The following is a 24,051-nucleotide window of genomic DNA, read 5'->3' as shown; positions in this document are numbered from 1 at the left end:
GCGCCAGTCTCAAGCTGAAGGAAAGCCCAGCAGCCGACGCTGCTCGCCCCAGTCGCGAGGCAGCAGGTCTTGGCGGCCACGCAGCGTGTGCAGATTCAGATGCCGGGGCTGGCGGCCCTCGAAAATCGCCTCGACGATGTCCGGTGCCAGCATGGTCATGCGCAGCACCTCGGCCGCCCAGCCTGGCTCCAGTTTCAGCGCGCGCGCCAGGTCGGCGGTCGTCGGATAGACGCCTTCGTCGATCAGCCGCTTCCAGTAGAAGGCCTTGCCGAGCGTCTTGATCATCGGCGCATCCAGGCCGCCCGCGGTCGCGGCTGCGGACTCGGGCGTCGGCGGGATCAGGAGCTTGCGGTTCTGCCGGCGCTTGATCGTCAGGGGCACCAGGGTCACCCGCTGCCCGTCGCTGACGTAGCTGCGCGCATCGTGGCCGACCTCGACCCGGACCGCGCGACGGCGGGAGTTCGGCGTCGGATCGGGAGGCGACCGGGTCATGCCAAGACCTCCTCGGCGCTCGCGCGGCACTCGTCGACCAAGGGATGCGCGCCGATCTCGGGCCCCAATCCCAACCAGCCATCCTCGCGCCAGAGGATGTCGAGTCCGTACTCATGCAGTTGCACCCGCTCGATCAGCAGCCGCGCGATGCGTTGCTGCTCGGCCGGGAACAACTGCGCCCACACGTCGCCGATGCGTCGCATCGCCACCACCACCTGCGCTTCGTCGAGGGCGGCACCCGCCGGGTGGCGCTGGCACGCCCGCCAGGTGCCGATCAGCACCTCCGGCGCCGAGAGCGCCGCGTGGATCTGCGTCAGCACCACGTTCTCGATCTCGGCCGCGGGCAGATGGCCGACGTCCGGGGCGTCCGGCGCCAGGCTCGAGCCCGCGTTGCGGCGCTTGTGCAGGTAGGGGACGTAGTAACGGTAGGTGCGTCCGCTCTTCTTCTTGACGAAGGTGTGCAGCATGCGCTGCCCATCGGGCGCGAACAGCAGCCCCGCGAGCAGCGCCGGATGCTTGGCCCGGTGTTCGCGCGGCGCCTGCTTGCGGCGCTCGATGAAAGCGTGCACGGCGTCCCACAGGTCTCGTGGCACGATCGCTTCGTGTTGGCCGGGATACCAGGTGCCGCGGTTGCGGATCTCACCCAGGTAGATGCGGTTGCGCAGCAACGCGAAGATGTATTGCTGGTCGATGGGTCGGCCCGTGCGCCGGCGCCCGCCTTGGGTCACCCAGGCCTTGGTGGTGTGCCCCTCGATCGCCATCTCCCGCACCAGCCGTGCAGCCGAGCCATGCTCGGCGTAGCGCCGGAAGATGTCACGCACGAGTGCGGCCTCGCGTTCGTTGACGACGAGCTTGCGATCGACGACGTCGTAGCCCAGCGGCGGCATGCCGCCCATCCACATGCCCTTCGCCTTGGAGGCGGCGATCTTGTCGCGGATGCGCTCGCCGGTGACCTCGCGCTCGAACTGCGCGAAGGACAGCAGGATGTTGAGCGTGAGCCGCCCCATCGAGGTGGTGGTGTTGAACTGCTGCGTGACCGAGACGAAGGAGACGCCGTTGCGGTCGAACACCTCCACCAGCTTGGCGAAGTCCGCCAGGCTTCGCGTCAATCGGTCGATCTTGTAGACGACCACGATGTCGATCCTGCCGGCCTCGATGTCGGCCAGCAAGCGTTTGAGCGCCGGGCGGTCGAGATGGCCGCCGGAGTAGCCGCCGTCGTCATAACCCTCCTCGACGGCGATCCAGCCCTCATGACGTTGGCTGGCGATGAAGGCCAGCCCCGCGTCGCGTTGGGCCTCCAGGCTGTTGTACTCCTGGTCCAGTCCCTCGTCGGTGGACTTGCGGGTGTAGACCGCACAGCGCCTCGATGGCGTGACGGGACCAGGGGTCGGCATGGTCGACGAGGACACGGGCCGTTGTGATCTCATGCCGGCTCCTTCTGGCGGTGCTTGGTCTTGAGGCCGAAGAACGCGGGGCCCGACCAATGCGTGCCGGTGATGTGGCGGGCAATCGCCGTCAGGCTCTTGAACCGCTGCCCCTGATACTCGAAGTCATTGGGCCCGCGCACCAGCACCCGGTGCTCGACGTCGTCGAAGATCCGCGTGAGCACGGTGCCCGGTAGCAGCCGACTCGCGTCGCGGCGCAGTTGGCGCGGCAGGATGCCCGTCTCACCGATCTCCTCGAGCTTGCGGCGGGTCGCGGGCTTCAATCCGCCGAAGGCGCGCTCCTGGATCCTGTAGGCGAGCCGGCTCTCCAGCCAGGTGCGGTGGTGATGCTTGGGCCGCTCCTCGAAGTACTCGTCCCACAGCGCCCAGAGGCTGTCCATCGACAGGTGGGGCAGCTGCGCGACGCGGGCGGCGACGGTGGTCGGGTCTGCAGGGCTTGCGTGTGTCGTCATCGGCGAACTCCTCGTGCGTGATCGGGGTTCGCATTCACGCGCTGTGGCCCGCAGAAGCCAAGGCCAACCGAGTCGCTGTCGGTGGCGGGATGGCCAGGCGGCGGAAAGGGGCGGGCACGCAGCCGCCGCAGGGCGCAGGCCAACCGGTCGACGATCTCTTGGTGCGCGTGCCGAGGCCGATCGGCCTCGGGAGCCAGGGCGAAGGGTTCGGGTTCGTGCATGGTCGGCGTTTCGATGGAAAACGCCGCTCATGCTAGAAATCGAAGGCACTTCGCGTAACGGGTTTGGGCGGGGGTGCGCGGGCTACTCGTCGTGGACTGAGATGGGCCGCTTAAGCAGTGGCTGCGCCTACCATCTGTGTTACCGCAGGCTTCGTGATGCTCAATCCATAAAGCCTCTCCAACTCGTCAAGCATTCTCTGCCTCCTATATCTGATAAACGCCAGATGATCGTTCCACAGACTGGCGTCGGTCGGACTCCAGGATCTGGGGTCGGCCAATGGGATAAAGTCGTAAGATGCCCAGTACTTGCTACCGTCATCACTTTGAAAGAACTCCCTTGGGTGACGAGCCCGTTTGTAGTTATTTACCTCGGCGGGCATTGGCTGAAAGTTCCATAGGACGTCTACAGCCTGCTGATACGCCTCGTCCGCCCCGTCTAGATTGACCGGGAATATGTGGTCGACCTGCGGCTTGTTTTCGTGAAAGACATAACTGCGGTGGGGCATCAATACCTTTGTCGCGAGCCAAGGCTGGCTGAGCAACTGGTATTCGTGCAGGTCTCCAGTTCTGTTCTTCTCGACGGCGAACTGCCGAATCTTTGCAAGCGGAAACCCCTGACCACATTCGGCCGATGCCATAGCCTCGCGAGCAAAGGCATTGACCATCGTCTGGGTATTCCAGTCGCAAAATTGCGAAAGCAGGAAATACTGATGGATCAGTTGTAGTTCTGATGCCGACAGGGCCCGGATGCGCCATTCATGCCCATGGCGCTTACGTATAGTGAGATAGGCCGCAAGAGGCAGAATCGCCAGCCAGCGGGGCACTATCGATGCATGATTGACATTCAGGAGTCCTCTCAGATAACCGGAAAAAAGCTCAACCAGCGGTTCGGCCTCATTTCGTAAAATGCTCTCAAATGTCTGAATGTCCGCTTTTTCCAGACGACTCTCGTCGATGCGGATAGTACCCTTGACCAGAAGGTGAAAGAGCTGCAACACAGATATCGATGAGAACTTGATGCCGCTTGCATTCTCGATCTTCTCGGAAAGAGCCCACAGCCGTTCTTCGTAATCGGAGTACACGGCCTTGATTTTGCCGAGCACAAGCTCTAGCTGGGTCAGCGCCATACCGCCGGTATTCAACCGACGGAACACCTCGTTAACCTCTCTCGGTGTGTCTGCCCTCACTGAGAAGTAAGCGATCGACTTGTGATTGGTGTCGACGAAAATGTCCCATAGCGCTTTCAAGTTTCGACGAACCAGAAGCCTCCTCCGTTGATCGTTTCCTGCTGCGGGCAGAGCGCGGTCTTCAAGAGCAATGTATTCGCTCTCGTTGCATCGTAGGCATGACAACTCAGTCATGCGGAGATAGCGCGGCTCACTCGCTGCATTGGCGTCACGAAACAGGAAGCCGGTTTCGTCCGCCTCTGAAGCGTCCTGATCGAATAGCAAATCAAAGTGAAGAACTCGATCATTAAAACGGTGACGAAGTACCGAATACAGCGTCTGCAAGCGCTGTTGACCGTCGTAAACAAGCAGCTTTGCTGCCCCCCAAAGCCCGACATCAACTTGTTTCGCATATTGCCCGGGCGTGTAGTCGCCAATAAAGCGGCGATATGGAACCTTCTGCTCCGTCTCCCATAGCACGATCCCGCCGATCGGATAACGCCTCAGCAGCGAATCAAGCAGCAAGCAAATGTAGGTTTCCGACTCATGACGAGTCCCCCACACATATTGACGCTGAACTTGAGGGAGATACCACCCTGCATTCGGTGCGTTGATCTTGTCGAGAACTTCCCGGATTGAGATGCCCGAATACGACATATCTTCCTCCCAATTTCCGCGTGCTCACCGAACAAGGGGCTGGCCCGAGAAGACGAACTGATTGTAGCTGTCGAAGCTTTACTCATCTTGCCACGACCGATCCCAGGCGCGAGGTTCGGCGCTTTCCAACAGCAGCAGGGTCAAGACGCGATCTTTTGATGCGTAGCTGTGCTTGAACTCGCGCAGTTTCATGTAGGGTGCCTCCTCCGGACACCAGATCGCAGCGGACATCTCGACGCCCTCCCAGGCCTGCACGACGCTCGCGTCGGCGGCGAGCGTGCCGGGTAACGGCTCTTGCGGATCGCTGGTGCGCCGGATACGGGCGCGCGTCTTGACCGCGCTGCTGCTGCGCCATTCGTACTTCACGTAGCCGTTGTCCCAGTAGATCAGGATGGCGCGCTGCGAGGTGAACTTGATGAAGCGGATGCACAGCGCCTCGAACGAGACCTGGAAGCGCTTGGCAATGGCGCTGAGGACGTGCAGATCGATGCGTCCGTTCGAGATCCACTCGCGCAGCCGATCGCCGGGCATCAGCAAGTTGCTGGCGAAGTCGTCGGCCTCGCGCTCGATCAGGCGCATCGTCTCGTGGCCGGAGTGGACGCTCTCCTTGTCACAGTTGAAACGCGGCTGCCGGTCGCGGTGCAGGATGAAGTGCCCGAGCTCGTGAGCGATGGTGAATCGCTGGCGCTGCGGGCTGACCGTGCCGTTGTAGGCGATACCCCAGACCTCAGGGTCGCCGGGATCCCGCGCCAGCATGCCCTCGAAGGCATCGTCGTTGAACTGCACCGGGGGACGAATTTCCCGAACCCCTTTGCCGTAGGGCGTGGTCGGCAGCATCTGCCGCACGACATCGAGATCGACGGCCTCGGGCACGTCCGCGCCATACCACGCCCGCAGCCACTTGTGGACATGGCTGGCAGCAATCGAACCGGTGAGGTGGCGCGCGGCGCTCAATCGTCAGTCCCCGCCCTGGCCCTTGTCGGGGAACATGATCTCGAGCGCCTGCCGGTAGCGTCTCTTCTCCTCCTCCGTCATCCCGGCGTACTCGCGGAAGAAAGCCACGTCCTCGGGGCTGGCCTCGGGAACCTGGGGGATGGGCTCACCCATGATGTCTTCCATCGTGACGCCCAACACCCTGGCCAGCGCCTGCACGCGCTCGGCGGAGGGGCGTTGGCCCTCCTTCATTTCCAGTTCCCAGATGTAGGCCTTGGTGCAGCCGACCGCGTCGGCGACTTGCTGCAAGGTCAATTTCTTCGCCTCGCGAAATCGCCGCAGGCGAGATCCAAACGCGGAAGCCATGGCGATGTCCCGTCTCGAATCGACTGTCAGTGTAGAAAACCAGACCGAAAGTATAGCCATGAGATACCCAAAGGCGCCATACGTGCCACGATGATTGACAAGCGGGAATGGGCGGGACACAATCGCGCCGTATCTCGCTGCTTTACTCTGGCGAGATCGCCGTTCGGTAACCCAGTCGCCGGCCCGCGAACCAGCCCCCCTCGGTCCGCAGCCCCCGACACCCCTTCGGAAAGGACCGAGAAGATGAAGAAGACCTTCGTCGACGTGCTGCTCGAACTGCCGGTGGACGCGACCCTCAGCGCTTTCCTGGCCTCGCACGGCCTGCCCGTGGCCGACGATTTCGACTGGGAGGACACGCCTCGCACCTCGCAGGCACTGGTGGAGGCCGTTCGGACCTGGCCCGACGTCGCCGCCCGTGACCGTCTGATCGGCAACCTCATGGCCAGCATCCAGCTGGCCGACCCGGCCGGCAAGCAGGCGATGTTCCAGGCCGCCGCCGGGGACGGCGCCGCGCTGCTGGGTCTCGTGGCATGCCGGAGCGACACCCACCGCTCCTTCTGGCTGTATGCCAACCATCCGGCGCTGTTCGAGCGGGCCTGCGAGTTCGACTACCTCGAGCGCCACGGATCGCAAGCCCAGCAGCACGACCTCGGCGTGAAGCGCCGGCCGAACACCTCGGATGCCGCACTGGCCGCGCTGCGCCAGGCCATCTCGGCCTTCTATCAGCGCGAGCTTCAATGCGGCGACGGCAGCGTGGCTTACCTGGTGGAACGCAGCCCCGGCGTGTTCCTGCTGACGGTCCACGTCAAGGATCTGGCGATGCTGCGCCTGGAGTTCGAGGGCGCCCATCTCACCCGTCGCATCGGCAACCCGAACATCCACATGGTGCTGGAGTACGCCGTGGCCACCGGGGTCGTCCGAACGTTGGTTCGTGGCGGCGCAAAGTACCACCAGATGCTCGTGGACGCCTTCGCCGAGCACCTGTTGGGCGTCAAGGTGGACGCGCACCGCATCAAGCCGCCGACGCTGGACCTGTCGGTCTTGCGCCTCGGCTTCGATGTGCCGCAGGCCGTGGCGGACGGTTTCGTGGCGCTGCAGGTCAAGTCCATCTCGGTGCTGAGCCCGAGCACGGCACTGAAGCTCGATTGCACGGCGATGGCGTCGAGCGAGCAGCGCTGCGTCACCGAACTGCTGCGCGAGGAGTTCCCCGGTGAGGACCCGCTGGCCCGCGGCTGGTTGATCACGGCGGCACGCATCAACCTGTACTACCCGCCCGAACCCGGAAAGGCTCGTTCCAAGGTCGTCACGGTCGAGGTGACGCGTCGCGGACGGCTGAACCTGCACAAGTTCGATGCCGCGTTGCAGGCGCAGTTGGAGGGCTACCTGGTCTCGCTGGGCATCTTGCAGCCCGGCCAGACGCTGAACGTCCGGGAAGCGCCGCCGGAAGCGGACACGGCCAATCCTGAGCCGCATCCCTCCACGATTGGCGAGGACTAACCGGTGGCCACGCACGACGCCTGGGCCCTGGTGTGCCGCTTGTTCGCGGGCGGCACGCCCATCCTTCGAGCCGCGCTCTCTCCCCGCGAGAGCGCCGCCTTGCCGGCCCTCGGGCAGGCGGTGAAGCCCACGACCCTGGACCAGCGATTCGTGCTGTGTCCCTACTGCCACCAGCACCGGGCGCAGGTCTGGGGCGGCGGGCGCCGGGGGTGTAGTTGTCAGTGCCCCGAGTGCGGGCCGGTGGCCGTCGCGGCCGACGACATGGCCGCGTTGGCGCTGGACGAGGACTGGCTGCGCCGAAAGCTGCGGCTGGCGCTTTCGATCGAGAGCCGCGACGGCATCGACGCCCTCGGCGATGGCGTGTGGCGCCTTGGCGATTCCCGGTGCTCGCCAGTCCTGCTGGCGCGCGATCTGATCCGGCTATGGCGCGAGCCGGCCCTGCTGGAACGGGTGCGGGTAACAGGAGGGGCGATCCGCGTCATCACGCCGAAGCCACGCGAGACGCGCGGGGCGCCCTTCGGCCCGGGCGTGGAATGGTTGGCTCTGGAGGATCGATTCGCCTTCTACGGAGGCGGCATCTCGTTCATCGGCGCGACGGGAGAGCCGCCGGCAGCACAGGCCAGCGATCCAACGACACCGGTGCATGGGCCGTTCTCCGCCGACTTCCGCTGGGTGACCTTGCCCGAGGTGTGGCCGCATGGGGCGATCCGCCTGACCAAGGCTCAGGCGGCGGTCTTCGATGCACTGTGGTCATTCAAGGGCGAGCCCCGGACAGCGGAACAGATCATGCGGCGCGCCGGGTTGGACAGTGACAAGCCCATCGAAGTGTTCAAGGTGAAGCCGCGCGACAAGGGCAAGCCCGAGGCCGAGGGACCGCTCTTCGCCTACCGTGAGCTCGTGGTCACGCAGAAGCGCGCAGGGTTGTATTCGATGCCATGCGCTTCGGGAGCATTGGCGTGATCCCGCAAAACCCTGAATATGGGGAAAGGCAGGCCCATGACGTGATCTGACCAGCCGCTGCGCTGAGGCTCGCGCCGGCTTCAAGAGCCTGTCGTCTTCAAACTTCGGAGTGCTTGAAATGAGCAAAAAGAACCAGTGGGTCGTACCCGTCAACGGCGGGCGTCAGTGGGGCGTGCGCGGAGAGGGCAACGACCGCATCACATCCATCCATGAGACCCAGCAAGAGGCGATAGACCGCGCGCGGGGTATCGCCATCAACCAACGGAGCGAGTTGTTCATCCAGGGCCGAGACGGGCAGATCCGCGAACGCAATAGCTACGGCGACGATCCGTTCCCGCCGAAGGGATGACTTTGGATCTGGCCTGGTGCGTTGCGCAGCAGGTCTGCTCGTGCAGACACGCAGGCGAACCGCTTGCGGCGGCGCACGCACAAGCGGTTGAGGGACAAGGCTGCCTGCGTGCGCTTCCGCCAAGAAGTTGGCGCAGGTCATGGGAGAGCGCCATCCGCTGCGGGCGTCGCACACCGTATCGGCCCAACCTCGCGCTGCGGCAGGGATTTGCCGGTCGACTCTTCAAGTCCGTGTCATTGTCGACTCCCCCGTCACCAGCCGGTACCCCACCTGCAGCTCGGTGAGCAGGTGGCGCGGCTGTGCCGGGTCGTCTTCGAGCTTGCGGCGCAGGTTCGCCATGTGCACGCGCAGGTGGTGGGTGCGCTCGGCGTAGCCGGGACCCCAGACCTGCGTGAGCAGCTGGCGGTAGGTCAGCACGGCGCCCTGGGCGCGCAGCAGCACCAGCAGCAGCCGGAACTCGATCGGCGTCAGGTGCACGAGTTCGCCGCGGCGCCGCACCTCGTGCGTGCGCGCGTCGACCTCGATGTCGCCAAAGCGCCAGCCTTGCTCGGCCTGCGGGGGCTGCAACCGGCGCTGCAGCGCGCGCAGGCGGGCCAGCAGTTCGTCGATGCCGAACGGCTTGGTGAGGTAGTCGTCGGCTCCGGCATCAAGCGCGGCGACCTTTTCCTGCTCCTGGTCGCGCGCAGACAACACCAGGATCGGCACAGCCGACCATCTGCGCACCTGCGTGATGATCTGTTTGCCGTCGCCGTCGGGCAGGCCGAGATCAACGATGATGAGATCTGGCCGGCGCGTGGCGGCGTCGATCTGGCCGCGCCTGACGCTGTCGGCCTCGCTGACGCTGTAGTTGGCATCCGTGAGTGCCAACCTCACGAAGCGGCGAATCGGCGCGTCGTCTTCGATCAGCAGGACATGGCCGTGTTCACTGGTGCGAGTCATGCCCCGGACCCCTCCTCCGGCGGCGGCCGGTGCGGCAGGCGCAGGGTGAAGACGCTGCCGTGCGGCTCGCGCTTGCGCGCTTCCAGGCGGCCGCCGTGCAACGCGGCAATGCGCTCGGCCAGCGCCAGTCCCAGGCCCATGCCAGGCACGGCGGATTCGCGTGCGCCGCGCTGGAACGGCGCAAACAGCCGGCTCGGGTCGTCGCCAGGCCAGCCGGGGCCGTCGTCGGCAACGTCCAGCCGCAAGGTGTCGTCGTTCTCCAGTCGTGCGCTCACGCTCACCGTACATCCGCTCGGAGTGTGTTTGCAGGCATTGTCTAGCAAATTGACGAGCGCACGCTCCAGCAGCAGGGCATCCACCTCCACCAGCGGCAGATCGGCCGGCAGCTGCACGTCGAGGCGGTGCCGCGCGCAGGCGCTGCGGGTGTGCTGCAGGGCGCTGGCGACGATTTCCTCCAGCGCGTGCCATTGCTTATCCGGCCGCACGGCGCCAGATTGCAGGCGAGCCAGTTGCAGCAGATTGTCGAGCAGCGCCTGCATCGCGCGCGCCTGATCGATGAGGCCTTGTAGCAAGGGGCGTACGGCGGAGTCGATCTCGCGCTGCAGCGCGAGCTCGGCTGTGCCGAGGATGCCGGCCAACGGCGTGCGCAGATCGTGTGAGAGCGTAAGCAGCATGGTGTTGCGCAGCCGCTCGCCTTCCATCTGCACCAGCGTGTTGCGCGCCACCTCGACGAAATGCACACGCTCGAGCGCCACCGCGACCTGCCCGGCGCAGGCTTCCAGCGTCTCCATGTCCTCGGGATGTTGCCACGTGGCGGTGTCGCGTGCGGTGACGGCTAGCACGCCGCGCACGCGCATCGGTGCCTTGAGTGGCAGGTAGCGCGTCGCCGATGCAGACAGCGTTCCGGTACCGGCGCCGGCTGGCTCGCCATGGTCAAGCACCCATTGCGCGATGCTCACGTCCACCTCACGCCCGGCTGGCGGAGGCAGCAGCCGGTGCTGCTCATCGGGTAGGCAGACGGTGATCTCTACGCCGAAATGCGCGCGCAGCGTCTCCTCCGCGATCTCGACGATGCGGCCCGCCTCGAGCGCCGCCGACAATTCGTTCGCCAACCGCGTCAGCAGCGCACTGCGCCGTTCGCGCTGGCGCATGGCCAGCACGGCGAAGCGCAGCCGCGCGGTGAGCTGGCCGATGATCAGCGCCACTGCGAGCATCAGTGCGAACGTCAGCAGATACTGTGTGTCGCTGACGGCAAATGACAGATGCGGCGGAACGAAGAAAAAATCGAAGCACAGCACCGCCAGCAGAGCCGCCGAGGCGCCGGCGAGTCGCCCCGCCCGCAGCGCCACCAGGACCACCGCGAGCAGGTACACCATCACGATGTTGGCAAGGTCGAACACCTGCGCCAGCGGCCAGGCCACGGCAGTGGCTAGTGCGCAGGCTGCGATTGCCCAAGCGTAGGGGTGGCGTGGGCGGGCCGCGTCGGCTGCAGCGGGCGCAAGCGCGCGCCGCGCCGCGGGCGTGTGACCGGTGCCGGCCGGGCCCGATGCCGCGTCACCGATCCGCACGATGTCCACTTCGGGTGCAAGGCGCTGCACGGCGCGAGCCAGGTCGCGCCGCCACGGCGGCGCAAAGCGCCGCTCGTGCGCCGCACCCAGCACGATCCGGTTGGCGTTGCGATCGCGCGCACACCGCGCGAGCAGGCTGGCCACGTCGTCACCGGCCAGCGTCAGCACGTCGGCGCCCAGCCGACGTGCTTCCGACAGCAACCTCATTACCCCATCGCGCGGTTCATGTGGCTCAGCACTCGTCAAGCGATCCACATGCACGGCGACCCATTCGGCTTCCAGGCGGCTGGCCAACAGCGCGGCAGCGCGCACCAGCGGTGCATCGCGCGCGCTGCCGATGCCAACCAGCAGCCGCTCGCGCGTCGGCCATACGGCAGCCACGTCCTCGCGCACGCGCAGCGCGCGCATCTGCACATCCACGCGGTCGGCCACGCGCCGCAGCGCCAGCTCGCGCAGCGCGATCAGGTTGCCGGGGCGGAAGAAGCGTTCAACGGCCGCCTGCGCCACTTCGGGCAAGTAGACCTTGCCGGCGCGCAGGCGCTGGACCAGGTCGGCGGCCGGCAGGTCGATCAGCGTGACCTCGTCGGCAGCGTCGAACACGCGGTCTGGCACCGTCTCCCGCACGCGCACACCGCTGATCGCCGCCACCACGTCGTGCAGGCTCTCCAGGTGCTGCACGTTGAGCGTGGTGTAGACATCAATGCCAGCGGCAAGCAGCTCCTCCACGTCCTGCCAGCGCTTGGCATGGCGGCTGCCGGGAGCATTGGTATGGGCCAGTTCGTCCACCGCGATCAGCGCCGCCGAAGAAGCCAACGCCGCATCGAGGTCGAACTCGGGCAGTGAACGGCCACGGTAGTCGATGCACTTGCGCGGCAGCACTGGCAAGCCCTCGAGCAGCGCCTCTGTCTCCTTACGGCCGTGGGTTTCCACCAATCCCACGCAGACCGCCACGCCCTCCCGCCTGCGCTCGTGCAGCGCCTGCAGCATCGCATAGGTCTTGCCGACCCCGGGGCAAGCGCCGAAGAAGATCTTCAGCCGCCCGCGCCGCTGGCGCGCTTCCTCGGCCTGCACCTCGGCAAGCAGGCGGTCGGGGTCTGGGCGGCTGGGCGGTGGATTCATGACTCGATCAACGCGCGAGATGCCGTCAGAAGCTTCGTGCAATCATGACAGCCCAACGCGTGCGGGAGAGATCGACTCCATTGCGATCGGTCCAGAGGGAGCGGTCAGCATCGGTGCCGGTGACCTGCACGGTGACGCTCGTGGCCTTCCAGCCTGCGCCATGCGTCGAGGCATCGTAACTCAGCGCGAGCCTCCAGTCGTCGTAGGAGTGGGGGCGGGCATCGCCTCGTAGACGCTGCTGACCGGCGTGCAGTACCAGCTTGAGCGGACTGTCACCGATCGGCAGGTTCGCACCGAGGTCTAGATAGGTGCTGCCGGAGGGCGTGTCGAAGCCGAAGGTGCGGCCGGTGCTGTAGAACAGCTTGGCCGACAGCCAGCGCCAGGTGGCAGCGGCATACAGCTCGGTGGTGTCCGCGGCCACCATCCCCGCAGGGCGCGAGCCGGGGTAGCGGTAGTGGATCAGCCCGAGGTCGAACCCCACCTGCTCGTTGAGACGCCTGCGCCAGCCGCCGTAGAGGTCGAGCTCCAGACTGCCGGAGAGGTAGCCCTGGTAGTCCTGCAGCCAGTTCACGTTCGAGCCCCAAAGGCCGGCGTAAAAGCCGGAAGATCCACCGAGTTCGGCGCCGCCTTGCAAGGCCGGCTTGCCTGCGGTCTGCGTGATGCCGCGGAAGATGTACTGGCTGGCCAGCGTGACGTTGGTGGCGACTGAAGGCGCATCCCCGGCGTAGGCGGGGGGCTGGCCTCCGGCCGCCAGGGCCAGCAGCAGGCCCACGCCACGCCGCAGCGGCGATGACAAGCAAGACATGCAAAGACTCCTTCGAGGGTTGGAGAAGGTTCCTGCGGCGGACGCGAGTCGCCGGGCCAGGCGAAGGACCGACGAGGGGCCGGTCGCCTCCCGTGAAAAATGCGCTTGGCGCACGTCAGCGCGCCGGTGCGGTGCGGCCAGTGGCGAGCGCATCGAGCGCGAGGTTGATCTGCAGTACGTTGACACGCGGCATGCCGATCAGACCCAGCCACGGCGTTTCGGTGTGCGCGCGCACGAGGTCCTCCACCGTGGCAGCGCTCAAGCCGCGCACGCGGGCGATGCGCGGGATCTGCCAGCGCGCTGCCTCGGGCGAGATGTGCGGATCCAGCCCGCTGGCCGAGGCGGTGACGAGTTCCATCGGCACGGGGCCTGGGGCATCGGGGTTGGCCGCACGCAGGGCGTCGATGCGCGCGCGCACGGTCTCGACGAGCGCCGGGTTGCTCGGCGCGAGATTGCTGCCGCTGGAGCCGGCGGCGTTGTAAGGCATCGGTGCCGTGGCCGACGGCCGCCCCCAGAAGTACCGGGGATCATCGAAGGCCTGGCCGATCAGGCGGCTGCCGATCACTTTGCCGTCGCGCACGACCAGGCTGCCGTTGGCGCGCTCAGGCATCACGAGTTGCGCAAGTCCCGTGAGGGCCAGCGGATAGACGAGCCCCGTCGCCAGCGCGAGCAGCACGAAGCTGAGGGCGGCGGGTCGCCAGAGGGTTTTCATCGTATTCATGGCAAGACTCCGAAGTGCTTTACGCCCAGCCCAGTGCGACGAGCACCAGGTCGATCGACTTGATACCGACGAACGGCGCAACCACTCCGCCCAGGCCGTAGATCAGGAGGTGACGTCGCAGCAGCGTCTGGGCGGACTCGGCGCGCCAGCGCACGCCCTTGAGCGCCAGCGGGATTAGCGCAACGATGATCAGCGCGTTGAAGATCACTGCCGAGAGGATCGCCGACTGCGGGCTGGCCAACTGCATCACGTTCAGCGCTGTAAGCTGTGGATATGTGCCGGCAAACGCCGCCGGGATGATCGCGAAGTACTTGGCCACGTCGTTGGCGATCGAAAACGTCGTCAGCGCCCCGCGCGTCATCAGCATCTGCTTGCCGACCTCGACCACTTCCAGCAGCTTGGTCGGGTTGGAGTCCAGATCGACCATGTTCCCGGCCTCCTTGGCCGCCTGCGTGCCGGCGTTCATCGCCACCGCGACGTCGGCCTGCGCCAGCGCGGGCGCGTCGTTGGTGCCGTCGCCGGTCATCGCCACGAGATGCCCGTCGGCCTGGTAGCGGCGAATCAGCGCCAGCTTGTCCTCCGGCGTGGCCTCGGCGAGAAAGTCGTCCACGCCGGCCTCGGCGGCGATCGCGGCGGCGGTGAAGCGGTTGTCGCCGGTGACCATCACCGTCTTGATGCCCATGCTGCGTAGTTGCGCAAAGCGCTCGCGGATGCCGCCTTTGACGATGTCCTTGAGTTCCACCACGCCAAGCACATGAGCGTCTTCGGCCACTACAAGCGGCGTGCCGCCTTGACGCGCGATGTCCTCGGCGCGTTCGCGCACCGCCGCCGGCAAGGCAGCGCCCGCCTCCTGCACGAAGCGCTCGATCGCATCAAGCGCGCCCTTGCGGATGCGCCGACCGTCCACGTCCACGCCGCTCATGCGCGTGCGCGCGGAAAAGGCGATGAAGTGCAGCCCGGCGGTCTCACGCCCGCGCAGGCCGAAGCGCTGCTTGGCCAGCACGACGATCGAGCGGCCTTCGGGCGTCTCGTCCGCCAGCGACGCCAGCTGCGCGGCATCGGCCAGCGCCTGCTCCACCACCCCCGGCGCGGGGTGGAAGGCCACCGCCTGCCTGTTGCCGAGCGTGATCGTGCCGGTCTTGTCCAGCAGCAGCACGTCTACGTCGCCAGCCGCCTCCACCGCGCGGCCCGAGGTGGCGATGACGTTGGCCCGCAGCATGCGGCTCATGCCGGCGACGCCGATGGCCGCCAGCAGCGCGCCGATGGTGGTCGGGGCCAGGCACACCAGCAGTGCTACCAGCACCGTCACCGACACCGGCTGGCCCTGGCCTGCAGCCTCGACGCTGTACTGCGATAGCGGCAATAGTGTGGCGCAGACGATGAGGAACACCAGCGTCAGCGCCACCAGCAGAATGGTCAGCGCGATCTCGTTGGGCGTGCGTCGCCGCTTGGCGGTCTCGACCATCGCGATCATACGGTCCAGGAAGGTCTGCCCCGGCTGCGCGGTGATGCGCACCACCAGCCAGTCCGACAGCACCTTGGTGCCGCCGGTCACGGCCGAGCGGTCGCCGCCCGACTCGCGGATCACCGGGGCTGACTCGCCGGTGATGGCCGATTCGTCCACCGACGCCACTCCTTCGATCACCTCGCCATCGGCCGGGATCACGTCGCCGGCTTCCACCAGCACCACCTTGCCCGCGGCCAGTTCGTCGCTCGGCACCGGGATCCACGAGGCGCCATGGTGCGGCGCCTGCAGCACCTTGGCGTAGACGCGCTTCTTGGCTGCGCGCAGCGCCGCTGCCTGCGCCTTGCCGCGCCCTTCGGCCAGCGCCTCGGCAAGGTTGGCGAACCAAACCGTCAGCCACAGCCATGCCGCCAAGGTCAGCGTGAAGGCCCCCGGGGCCTGCACGCGTCCGGCCACGGCCGCGATCCCGATGCCGCTCACCAAGGCAGCAGCGACCCAGACCACGAACATCACCGGGTTGCGCCATTGCACCTGCGGCGCAAGGCGCGCGAGCGATTCACGCAAGGCCGCGCGCAGTAATGTACGGTCCCAGGGGCCGGCCGCGCGCGGGCTCATCATCGTCGTCTGCATGCGCATCTCCTATGTCTTTCAGGGTGTGGCGAAGAGCGCCAGGTGCTCGGCCACCGGTCCTAGCGCCAGTGCTGGCACGTAGTTGAGCGCGCCGACCAACAGAACCGTGGCGATCAGCAGCACGACGAACATGCCGTTGTTCGTCGGTAGCGTCCCGGCAGAGGCGGGCACGCGCGGCTTGGCGGCGAGGCTGCCGGCCAGCGCCAGTACCGGCACGATCACGAAGAAGCGCCCGAACCACATCGCCGCCGCAAGCAGCACGTTGTAGAACGGCGCATTGGCCGATAGCCCCGCAAACGCCGAGCCGTTGTTGTTGGCCGCCGAGGTCAGCGCATATAGCGTCTGAGACAGGCCGTGCGCACCGGGATTGGTCAGGCCCGCAAGCCCCGGTTCGGCTCGCAGCGCCAGCGCCGTTCCGGCCAGGACCAGTGCGGGCACCACGATCACCGCCAGTGCGGCCATCTTCATGTCGAAGGTACCGATCTTCTTGCCGAGGTACTCCGGCGTGCGGCCGACCATCAGCCCGGCGATGAAGACTGCGACCACCGCAAACAGCAGCATCCCGTAAAGGCCAGAGCCGACGCCGCCATAGACCACTTCACCAAGCTGCATCAGGAACATGGGCGCCAAGCCCGCCAGCGGCATCAAGCTGTCGTGCATGGCGTTGACCGCACCGCAGCTCGCGGCTGTCGTCGTAGCGGCGAACAGCATGGACCCGACGATCCCGAAACGCGTCTCGAGTCCCTCAAGGCTCGGACCCTGCAGGCCGAGCGCGGTCAGCCGCGGATTGGGCTGCGCCTGCGCGAGAACCCCAAGCGCATACAGTGCGACGAACAGGACCGTCATCGCCCCGATCAGCGCCGCGCCTTGCCGGGCGTCGCCTGACCAGCGGCCGAACAGGAACACCAGCGCCAGTGGAATGAGGAGTATCGCCACCATCTCGGCCAGGTTGCTGAGAGCCGTCGGGTTCTCGAACGGATGCGCCGAATTGGCGTTGAAGAAGCCGCCACCGTTGGTGCCGAGCAGCTTGATCGCCTCTTGCGAAGCCACCGGGCCGAGCGCGATCGTCTGCGTCGTGGCAGTTTGTGTCAGGTCGCGGCCAGCCTCCTGCACCGTGTAGGTGATCGGATCGACCAGCTGCGCCGTCTGGGCGCCGGCAAGCGTCTGCGGCACCCCCTGCGCGACCAGAAACAGCGCGAACACGGCCGAAATCGGCAACAGCAGCCACAGCGTGGTGCGCGTCAGATCCAACCAGGCATTGCCCAGGCCGCTGCTTGCCTTGCGGACAAAGCCGCGGATCACGGCCAGCGCCACCGCGATGCCGGTGGCCGCCGACAGAAAGTTCTGTACGGTGAGCCCCAGCATCTGCGTGCCGTGGCTCATCGTCGACTCGCCGCCGTAGCTTTGCCAGTTGGTATTAGTAACGAAGGAGACTGCCGTGTTCAGCGCCAGATCCGGCGCCACCGCACCGAACCCCTGCGGGTTGAACGGCAGCCACCCCTGCAGCCGCTGCAGCGCATACAGTGCTGCGAGACCGACCACGTTGAAGGCGATGATGGAGAGCGCGTAGCGCCACCACGGCATGTCCTCGTCCGGCACGCTGCCGATCAGTCGCAGCGCCAGCCGCTCGACACCGCCGACCCAGCGCGCGCGCTCGGCCAGCCGCCCGCTGAAGACCAGGTCGCACCAGCGGGCCAGCGGCCAGGCCAGTGCGAACAGCAATGCCAGAAAAATGGCGAGTTGCACCCACGGATTGGCGTTCATTCGAAGTCCTCCACCGCCAGCAGCGCATAAACCAGATACGCCAGCACGCCGACGGCCAACAGCGCAGCGAGTGCGATAAAGGCATCAGGCTCCATGGCCGCCTCCCGTCGGTTGCGGCGCGGCCGGCTTCGGCGTGCCCGACGACGCGAGTCGTCGGCACAGCGCGACGGCGGCGAAGGTCAGGACCACCCAGGCCAGCACCCAGGCGAGATAGAAGAGGTCCATCGGCTCCTCCACGATGCGATGCACACGCTGCGCATCGTGGAGGAGCCGGTGTCAGAACGGGGTCCGATTCGAGGGCGCGGGCATCAAGACCGTATCAAGACGGCCCACGCCCACCTTCGGCACGGTAGTGGCTGCGCATTCGCAGTGAGCCCACACACGCGCAGCCCCGGACTTGTCAATGCCCTGAGCGTCGAAGTGGCTGGCGCGTTGCGTGATGGACTGCCTCTGCAAGCGGGAAGAGCAACCGCTGGCAATGGCGCACGCGCAAATCACCGGCACACAAGTCGGTCTGCGTGCGCTCCGGCGAGGAAGTTGGTGCAGGTTTTGAGAGAAGAGAGGGCAGATCGGAGTCGAACCTGCCCCATTCAGGCGCCCCCGGCAGTGGGGCGCAGCGCAGGCAGAATGGCCCGGAACCCCGCGCGGCGTCGGGGAACCCGGAAACGAAAACGCCCAACCGATAGAGGTTGGGCGTTGAAAAGTGGTGGAGCTGAGGGGGATCGAACCCCTGACCTTCGCATTGCGAACGCGACGCTCTCCCAGCTGAGCTACAGCCCCACGAGGGACGCAGAGTTTAGTGGATCGACCCGGTAGCCGGCAAGCGCCGCGTTGCCGGGCGTGCCTTCCGGTGTGGATCTGGGTTGGGACAGCGCCGGCGGCGCAGCGCATGCCACAATGGGGCATGTCCTACCTTGTCCTCGCCCGCAAGTGGCGCCCGCGGCGTTTTTCCGAACTGGTCGGCCAGGAGCACGTGGTGCGCGCGCTGACCAATGCGCTGGAAAGCGGGCGCATCCACCATGCGCTGCTGTTCACCGGCACCCGCGGCGTCGGCAAGACCACCATCGCGCGCATCTTCGCCAAGTCGCTCAACTGCGAGCGCGGCGTCGGCGCCGACCCTTGCGGCGAATGCGAGACCTGCAAGGCGATCGACGCCGGTCGCTACATCGACCTGCTGGAGATCGACGCGGCCTCCAACACCGGCGTCGAGAACGTCCGTGAATTGATCGAGAACGCGCAGTACATGCCTTCGCGCGGCCGCTACAAGGTGTACCTGATCGACGAAGTGCACATGCTGTCGAAGGCGGCATTCAACGCGCTGCTCAAGACGCTGGAAGAGCCGCCGGAGCACGTCAAGTTCCTGTTTGCCACCACCGATCCCGAGAAGCTGCTGGTGACGGTGCTCAGCCGCTGCCTGCAGTTCAATCTCAAACGACTGGATGAGGCGCAGATCCGCGGCCAGCTCACGAAAATCCTTATGGCCGAGGGCATCGAGGCCGATGCGGACGCGGTGGCGCAGCTGGCGCGGGCCGCCGACGGCAGCCTGCGCGACGGGCTGTCGCTTCTGGATCAGGCGATTGCCTACAGCGGCTCCGGCGCGGGCGGCGGGCGGCTGGACGGCGGCACCGTGGCGACCATGCTGGGCTCGGTCGACCGCACCCGGATCCAGGCGCTGCTCGACGCGCTGGCGGCGGGCGACGGCAAGCGCCTGCTCGACGAGGCGGCGCAGCTGGCGGAGTTTTCGCCGGATTGGGCGGGCATCCTCGACGCCTTCGCGCTGGCGCTGCACCGGATCCAGGTGAAACAGCTGGTGCCGGAGGCGGCGATCGAGGCGGACGCGGTCGATGTCGAAGCATTGGCGTCAGCGCTGCGTCCGGAACTGGTGCAGCTGTGGTACCAGATGGCGCTGAACGGGCGTCGGGACCTTGGCTATGCTCCCAGTCCGCGCAGCGGCTTCGAGATGACCCTGCTGCGGATGCTGGCGTTCCGTCCCGATGCGACGGAACCGGCAGGTGCTGCGCGAAATGCAGCAACAGCAGCAGCAGCGGCGCCGGCGCCCCGTCCGCCGCAGTCGAATGCACGCGCGGCCGCGGCCGCCACGGTGGCGTCGTTAGTGCGCGAAAATGTCGAACCGAAACCGGCCGCTTCCAGGGCGACGGAGCCGGCTGCGCCCGTCGTGGACGCGCCCAGCGCGCGGATCGTCACCGATGGCGAGCACTGGCTGCAGGTGGTGGCCGAATGCGGCCTGCGCGGCGCACCGCGACTGCTCGCCGAAAATGCCGCGTTCATCGCCCATCGCGATGGCGTGCTGCGTCTGGCACTGACTCCGGAACAGATGCATCTGAAATCGCCCAGCCTGGTGCTGCAGCTCACCGACGCGGTGTCGCGCCAGCTGGGCGGTGCCGTGCAGGTCCGGTTTGAGCTCGGGGAAGGGGGCGGCGATACCGCCAGCGCGCGCAACTCGAGGGCGCAGGATGCGCGGCAGGCCGATGCCGAGCGCGGGTTTGCCGAGGACCCGGCGATCCAGCGGCTGGTGCGGGACCACGGGGCCTCCATGGTCCCCGGATCGATCCGGCCGCACGATGTGTCCGGCGACACCCATTGAACGACGGAAGACGAACATGCGTGGAAACATCGCCCAGCTGATGCAGCAGGCGCAGAAGATGCAGGAAGACGTGCAGCGCGCGCAGGAAGAGGTGGCGGCGCTGGAAGCCACCGGAAATGCCGGTGGCGGCATGGTCAGCGTCACGCTCGGCGGGCGCATGGACTGCCGACGGGTTCGCATCGATCCGGCCGCGCTGGCGGATCCGGAAATGGCCGAAGACCTGATCGCGGCGGCGTTCAACGATGCGGTCAACAAGATCACGGCCGCGACGCAGGAAAAGATGTCGGCGGCGACCGCGGGCCTGCCGCTGCCGCCCGGGATGAAGCTGCCTTTCTGATATTGCGATGACGGGGCATCCTGCCGCCGCATTCGCAACGCGGGCGAAAAGCGCGGTTTTCGCCCGCTTGCGCGTCGCACTGCGTGCGCCGCGTGCGCGCATCCATGTGCGCAACCACGCAATCAGGCTTCAGGTCACATGAGCACCTCTCTTCTCGAGCAACTCATCGAAGCGCTGAGGGTGCTTCCAGGCGTGGGCCAGAAGTCGGCGCAGCGGATGGCCTATCACCTTCTGGAGCGCCAGCGCGAGGGCGGGTTGCGGCTGTCCGCGACGCTTGCACAGGCGATGGAGAACGTCCGCCACTGCGTCCGCTGCCGCGATTTCAGCGAGACCGATCTGTGCGCGATCTGCGCCAGTCCGGCGCGCGATCCGAGCCTGCTGTGCGCGGTGGAGACACCGGCGGACCGGTTGGCGATCGAGCAGGCCACCGGCTATCGCGGCCTGTACTTCGTGCTGCAGGGACGGCTGAGCCCACTCGACGGAATCGGCCCGCGCGAACTCGGGTTGGACCAGTTCGCCCAGCGGCTGGACGAGGGCGAAGTGCGCGAGCTGATCGTGGCCACCAATCCCACCGTTGAAGGCGAGGCCACCGCGCATTACCTAGCCCAGATCGCCCGCGCTCGCGGCGTGCGCCCCAGCCGGCTCGCCCACGGCGTTCCGCTGGGCGGCGAACTGGAATACGTCGATCGCGGCACCCTGCAGCACGCCTTCGGCAGCCGTCTGGAAATCAAGGATTGAGCGTCAACGCCGCGCAGGCGCCGTATTCTCTATGCTTGGCTCCTGACTCCTGAACGCAGTCCCTGCGCCATGACCATCTTCCACAAGATCATCAATCGCGAAATTCCCGCGGACATCGTCTATGAGGACGAGCACCTGATCGCGTTCCGCGACATCGCGCCGCAGGCGCCGGTGCATGTGCTGTTCGTGCCGAAGCAGGATTTCGCGACCCTGAACGACGTGCCCGAGGAAGACGCGGTGGTGGTCGGCCGGCTGGCCACTGCCGCAGCGCGTTACGCCAAGGCGCAGGGGTTTGCCGAGCGAGGCTACCGGATCGTGATGAACTGCAACGAGGACGGCGGGCAGACGGTGTTCCAGATCCATCTGCACCTGCTGGCCGGCGCGCCGCTGGGGCATTTCGGCGTGCCGACCTGATCCGAGCCCGGCTCAGGGCCGATGTCGGCGCAGGTCGTGAATCAATTCGCGACGCGTGGCCTCGCCCGCATCCGGCGCATAGCGGCTGCGCTCGAAGCGCTGCGCCAGCCGTTCGAGGTCGGCTTCGGGCTGTCCTGATTCCGTGCGGATACGGGCGACCCAGGCGAGCGCCGGTTCGTGCGGCGCACGGCCCAGTCCGCGCCGGCGATAGCGGGCCTCCAGCGCGTGCCAGGCGCGCAGCAACGGGTCGCGCTCCCTTTCGCCGCGCGCGGTCAGCCAGGCCATCCAGCCGATCGCCAGCAGCGCCGCGCCGGCGAACAGCAGCACCAGCGTCCGGCTGCCGCCGCGCAGTCCCAGCGCGCCCAGCAGATCCTGCTGGCGCTTGGCGTTGAAGCCCAGCAGCATGTCGTTCCAGCCGCGCCGCAGCCAGTCGCCGGCGTTGAACAGCGGCGAGATGTCGATGAATCCGCCGATGCGGCCGGGCATGCGGTCGGCGATGGTGTCGTAGATGCGCTCGGGCGCGACCGCGGCGGTAGGATCGAAGCGCGTCCAGCCGCGCCGCGGCAGCCAGATTTCCGCCCAGGCGTGGGCGTCGGAGCGGCGGATCAGCCAGTAGTCGCCGATCGGATTGCTGTAGGCGCCGGCGTAGCCGGTGACGACCCGCGCCGGGATGCCGGCGGCACGCATCAGCACCACGAACGCCGAGCTGAAGTGTTCGCAATAGCCTTCCCGGCGGTCGAACAGGAAGTCGTCGACCTCGTTGCGGCCGGCGATCGGCACGTTCAGGGTGTAGGCGAAATCCTTGTGGATCCAGGCCATGGCGCGCCGTGCGATGGCCAGGTCGGCGCGACCTTCGGGATCGCTGCCGGCCTCGCGGCGCCACTGCCGGCCCAGCGCCAGCGTGCGCGGGTTGAATCCCTCCGGCAGGCGCAGCGCGCGCCGGCGCAGCCAGTCGGGAAGATCGGGTTCGAACGCCGCGGGCGGTGCCGAATGCAGCGTCCAGCGGGTGACGTTGTACAGCGGCGCGTCGGCGACCGGAGCACGGTCGATGCCCAGGTGCGCGCCTTCGGGAACGGCGGTGGGCAGGTCGAGCGCCACCAGCAGCTGGTTTTCGGTCGGCTCCAGCTCCAGGCGGTAATCCCAGCCATCGCCGGCGGCTTGCATGGGCGCCGGCGGCAGGCGCTGCAGCACCCGCCCCGGGCGCCAGGTCTGCCCGTCGAAATCCCACAGCACCGGGCCGCGCCAGTACATCTGTTCCGGCCTGGGCACCGGCCCGAGGAACTGCACGCGCCCGGCGGGACTGTCGTCGAGCAGCAGGTCGAACATCCCTCCCGGCGTCATCGAATCGGACAGCCCCGGCGTGGCGCCGCTGCGCTGCGGCAGGCCCCACAGCGGCGTTGGCAGGCGCGGGAACAGCCAGAACACGGCCAGCGCCAGCGGCAGGCCGAGCACGAACAGACGCAGCACCGCGACGACGGCGACGCGCCTGGGGAATCCGGTCACGGAGGCGTCGTCGATCCGTCCCTCGTCCGCTGCCAGCCGTTGCAGCGCCAGCAGCGCCATGACCACGGCCAGCAGCGCCAGCAGCAGGCTCAGTGGCGCCTGATCGAGCAGGAAGGTGGCGAACGGCGCGAACAGCGCGAAACCGACCAGGCTGCGGCCGTCGCGCAGGGTCTGCGTCTCCGCCGGCTTGAGCGCGATCATCAGCGCCAGCGCGGCCGAGGCGGTGTCGCGGCCGATGCCGGGCAGCGCGTAGAACACCATCGCCATGCCGACGACGAGCAGAAGCACGCGGATCGCGTTCCCCAGCGGCTTGCGCCACGAGGCCGCAAACACGACGGCGGCACCGAGCGCGAAGCCCAGCCCCAGCCCGTGCGGCAGCTGCAGCAACAGTGGCAGCAGGCAGGCGGCGGCGGCCAGTCGCACCTGCAGGCGACCGGCGTGGCTCAATGCGGGCGAGGCGGACTTAGCCATGCTCGCCGCCTTCGAACGGCAGCAGGGCCAGTGCGCGCAGGCACTGGTGGCGGTGCGCGGCGCCCTGTCCGAGCGTCACGCTTTCGGCGGCCGGCAGGCGCAGCGCGTAGCGTCGGCCGCTGCGTTCGGCGTCATCGACCCAGCGCGCCAACCGGCGGATGCGTTGCTCGTAAGGCAGGCCGGCGGTGGCGTCCCAATCCAGGTGCAGTTCGCCGCCGCGCGGCTGTTCGTGATCGCGCACCAGCAGCGCGCCGCGTCGTGCCGAGGGCTTCCACGCCACAGAGCGCGGCGGATCGCCGGGGCGGTAGTCGCGCAGGTGATGGAGTTCGTCGCCGGCGCGCGCCGGCAGCGGTTGGGTTTGACCGCCGGTGGCCGCGGGAGGTGGCGGCGCCGCGGTTTCCGGCGCGGGATAGACCAGCACGCTCTGCGCCGGC

At 67.2% G+C, this 24,051-nt stretch carries 23 protein-coding genes and 1 tRNA gene; 7 read left to right on the top strand and 17 right to left on the bottom strand.

The window, feature by feature from the left end; all coding sequences use genetic code 11:
* Nucleotides 1-9 precede the first annotated feature (9 nt).
* From Q0X16_RS11715 to Q0X16_RS11690, 6 genes are all read right to left on the bottom strand, one after another.
* Nucleotides 10-492 (bottom strand): hypothetical protein, encoded by a 483-nt coding sequence (locus tag Q0X16_RS11715; protein ID WP_297834596.1) that lies wholly within the window; start codon nt 490-492, stop codon nt 10-12.
* Entirely contained in the window at nt 489-1,919 is a 1,431-nt protein-coding gene (locus tag Q0X16_RS11710) for a recombinase family protein (protein WP_297834594.1), read from the bottom strand. The genes Q0X16_RS11715 and Q0X16_RS11710 overlap by 4 nt, the downstream gene beginning before the upstream one ends.
* Entirely contained in the window at nt 1,916-2,389 is a 474-nt protein-coding gene (locus Q0X16_RS11705; protein WP_297834593.1) for a DUF2924 domain-containing protein, read from the bottom strand. The genes Q0X16_RS11710 and Q0X16_RS11705 overlap by 4 nt, the downstream gene beginning before the upstream one ends.
* A 331-nt stretch (nt 2,390-2,720) precedes the next feature.
* Nucleotides 2,721-4,433 (bottom strand): DUF262 domain-containing protein, encoded by a 1,713-nt coding sequence (locus Q0X16_RS11700; RefSeq protein WP_297834592.1) that lies wholly within the window; start codon nt 4,431-4,433, stop codon nt 2,721-2,723.
* A 78-nt stretch (nt 4,434-4,511) separates the two neighbouring features.
* On the bottom strand, nt 4,512-5,387 hold the full coding sequence (locus Q0X16_RS11695; RefSeq protein WP_297834590.1) for an ImmA/IrrE family metallo-endopeptidase: 876 nt from the start codon (nt 5,385-5,387) through the stop codon (nt 4,512-4,514).
* 3 nt (nt 5,388-5,390) lie between these two features.
* Nucleotides 5,391-5,732, bottom strand: coding sequence for a helix-turn-helix transcriptional regulator (locus Q0X16_RS11690; protein WP_119352879.1), 342 nt, complete (start codon nt 5,730-5,732; stop codon nt 5,391-5,393).
* A 243-nt stretch (nt 5,733-5,975) separates the two neighbouring features.
* Here Q0X16_RS11690 and Q0X16_RS11685 point away from each other — a divergent pair, with 243 nt between their 5' ends.
* The 3 genes from Q0X16_RS11685 (at nt 5,976) to Q0X16_RS11675 (ending at nt 8,538) form a co-directional block, all read left to right on the top strand.
* Entirely contained in the window at nt 5,976-7,229 is a 1,254-nt protein-coding gene (locus Q0X16_RS11685) for a hypothetical protein (protein WP_297834588.1), read from the top strand.
* Nucleotides 7,230-7,232: 3 nt separating this feature from the next.
* On the top strand, nt 7,233-8,189 hold the full coding sequence (locus Q0X16_RS11680; RefSeq protein WP_297834586.1) for a hypothetical protein: 957 nt from the start codon (nt 7,233-7,235) through the stop codon (nt 8,187-8,189).
* Nucleotides 8,190-8,307: 118 nt separating this feature from the next.
* Nucleotides 8,308-8,538 carry a DUF2188 domain-containing protein gene (locus Q0X16_RS11675; RefSeq protein WP_297834584.1) on the top strand — a complete coding sequence of 77 codons (231 nt, stop codon included), beginning with the start codon at nt 8,308-8,310 and terminating at the stop codon, nt 8,536-8,538.
* Nucleotides 8,539-8,760: 222 nt separating this feature from the next.
* Here Q0X16_RS11675 and Q0X16_RS11670 read toward each other — a convergent pair whose 3' ends face one another.
* The 9 genes from Q0X16_RS11670 to Q0X16_RS11630 form a co-directional block, all read right to left on the bottom strand.
* The gene (locus tag Q0X16_RS11670; protein ID WP_297834583.1) at nt 8,761-9,477 is read right to left on the bottom strand and encodes a response regulator; all 717 of its coding nucleotides are present in this window, start codon (nt 9,475-9,477) and stop codon (nt 8,761-8,763) included.
* The gene (locus tag Q0X16_RS11665) at nt 9,474-12,164 is read right to left on the bottom strand and encodes a sensor histidine kinase KdpD (RefSeq protein WP_297834581.1); all 2,691 of its coding nucleotides are present in this window, start codon (nt 12,162-12,164) and stop codon (nt 9,474-9,476) included. Before Q0X16_RS11665 ends, Q0X16_RS11670 begins: the two co-directional genes overlap by 4 nt.
* 25 nt (nt 12,165-12,189) lie before the next feature.
* Nucleotides 12,190-12,969, bottom strand: coding sequence for a TorF family putative porin (locus tag Q0X16_RS11660; RefSeq protein WP_297834579.1), 780 nt, complete (start codon nt 12,967-12,969; stop codon nt 12,190-12,192).
* A gap of 115 nt (nt 12,970-13,084) precedes the next feature.
* Nucleotides 13,085-13,690 (bottom strand): potassium-transporting ATPase subunit KdpC, encoded by a 606-nt coding sequence (kdpC, locus tag Q0X16_RS11655; protein WP_345780297.1) that lies wholly within the window; start codon nt 13,688-13,690, stop codon nt 13,085-13,087.
* 19 nt (nt 13,691-13,709) lie between these two features.
* Nucleotides 13,710-15,785: a potassium-transporting ATPase subunit KdpB gene (kdpB, locus tag Q0X16_RS11650; RefSeq protein WP_297834576.1), complete on the bottom strand. Its 2,076-nt coding sequence runs from the start codon at nt 15,783-15,785 to the stop codon at nt 13,710-13,712.
* Between the two features lie 18 nt (nt 15,786-15,803).
* Nucleotides 15,804-17,549, bottom strand: a complete 1,746-nt coding sequence (kdpA, locus tag Q0X16_RS11645; protein WP_297834573.1) for a potassium-transporting ATPase subunit KdpA — start codon at nt 17,547-17,549, stop codon at nt 15,804-15,806.
* The gene (locus Q0X16_RS11640) at nt 17,546-17,644 is read right to left on the bottom strand and encodes a potassium-transporting ATPase subunit F (RefSeq protein WP_297834570.1); all 99 of its coding nucleotides are present in this window, start codon (nt 17,642-17,644) and stop codon (nt 17,546-17,548) included. Before Q0X16_RS11640 ends, kdpA begins: the two co-directional genes overlap by 4 nt.
* Nucleotides 17,634-17,774 (bottom strand): hypothetical protein, encoded by a 141-nt coding sequence (locus tag Q0X16_RS11635; protein ID WP_297834567.1) that lies wholly within the window; start codon nt 17,772-17,774, stop codon nt 17,634-17,636. Before Q0X16_RS11635 ends, Q0X16_RS11640 begins: the two co-directional genes overlap by 11 nt.
* A 479-nt stretch (nt 17,775-18,253) precedes the next feature.
* Nucleotides 18,254-18,329 (bottom strand) — tRNA-Ala (locus Q0X16_RS11630).
* A 124-nt stretch (nt 18,330-18,453) separates the two neighbouring features.
* Here Q0X16_RS11630 and dnaX point away from each other — a divergent pair.
* From dnaX to Q0X16_RS11610, 4 genes are all read left to right on the top strand, one after another.
* Nucleotides 18,454-20,154, top strand: a complete 1,701-nt coding sequence (dnaX, locus tag Q0X16_RS11625; RefSeq protein WP_297834564.1) for a DNA polymerase III subunit gamma/tau — start codon at nt 18,454-18,456, stop codon at nt 20,152-20,154.
* A 16-nt stretch (nt 20,155-20,170) separates the two neighbouring features.
* Nucleotides 20,171-20,491 (top strand): YbaB/EbfC family nucleoid-associated protein, encoded by a 321-nt coding sequence (locus tag Q0X16_RS11620; RefSeq protein ID WP_297834561.1) that lies wholly within the window; start codon nt 20,171-20,173, stop codon nt 20,489-20,491.
* Nucleotides 20,492-20,629: 138 nt separating this feature from the next.
* On the top strand, nt 20,630-21,229 hold the full coding sequence (gene recR, locus Q0X16_RS11615) for a recombination mediator RecR (protein WP_297834560.1): 600 nt from the start codon (nt 20,630-20,632) through the stop codon (nt 21,227-21,229).
* A 69-nt stretch (nt 21,230-21,298) separates the two neighbouring features.
* Nucleotides 21,299-21,643 carry a histidine triad nucleotide-binding protein gene (locus tag Q0X16_RS11610; protein ID WP_297834557.1) on the top strand — a complete coding sequence of 115 codons (345 nt, stop codon included), beginning with the start codon at nt 21,299-21,301 and terminating at the stop codon, nt 21,641-21,643.
* A 12-nt stretch (nt 21,644-21,655) separates the two neighbouring features.
* Here Q0X16_RS11610 and Q0X16_RS11605 read toward each other — a convergent pair whose 3' ends face one another.
* Together Q0X16_RS11605 and Q0X16_RS11600 are read right to left on the bottom strand one after the other, a co-directional pair.
* The gene (locus tag Q0X16_RS11605) at nt 21,656-23,617 is read right to left on the bottom strand and encodes a DUF3488 and transglutaminase-like domain-containing protein (protein WP_297834555.1); all 1,962 of its coding nucleotides are present in this window, start codon (nt 23,615-23,617) and stop codon (nt 21,656-21,658) included.
* Nucleotides 23,610-24,051: DUF58 domain-containing protein (locus tag Q0X16_RS11600; protein ID WP_297834552.1), on the bottom strand; the 442-nt coding region annotated here is incomplete at its 5' end. The genes Q0X16_RS11605 and Q0X16_RS11600, both read right to left, overlap by 8 nt.

The sequence above is a fragment of the Thermomonas sp. genome (genome assembly GCF_025993755.1).
Classification (GTDB): domain Bacteria; phylum Pseudomonadota; class Gammaproteobacteria; order Xanthomonadales; family Xanthomonadaceae; genus Thermomonas.
The sequence above is the reverse complement of the archived record's forward strand: the minus strand, read 5'-3'. Positions and strand labels throughout refer to the sequence as shown.